The sequence below is a fragment of the Halioglobus sp. HI00S01 genome, from assembly GCF_001635445.1.
Classification (GTDB): domain Bacteria; phylum Pseudomonadota; class Gammaproteobacteria; order Pseudomonadales; family Halieaceae; genus Halioglobus; species Halioglobus japonicus.
Genome location: NZ_LWEE01000199.1, coordinates 1 through 239, shown reverse-complemented (window position 1 = coordinate 239; position 239 = coordinate 1). Strand labels below are relative to the sequence as shown.

Annotated in this window: 1 protein-coding gene; it reads right to left on the bottom strand. The window is 60.3% G+C overall.

The window, feature by feature from the left end; translation table 11 throughout:
* A partial coding sequence (locus A3709_RS23970; protein ID WP_197484252.1) for a hypothetical protein occupies window positions 1-239 on the bottom strand: 239 nt, incomplete at both ends.

The following is a 239-nucleotide window of genomic DNA, read 5'->3' as shown; positions in this document are numbered from 1 at the left end:
AATACCTTGTCGCGATAGCTCACCTTGCCATCGATGGGGTCTCGAATCACGTTGAGGCCTGCCCCGGCGATGGTTCTACCGGCAGTGTGTATGACGCCGCCGCGGCAACCATCGCCGGGACGGCAACTGGAGGTCTCGGTGCACTGTGAAACCACCACTGTGTCGGCATCGATGAAGCGTGCAAAGCCGTCGATGTGCCCGCGCGTCAGGTCGCCTTCAGGAATCCCTTCTACCATGAT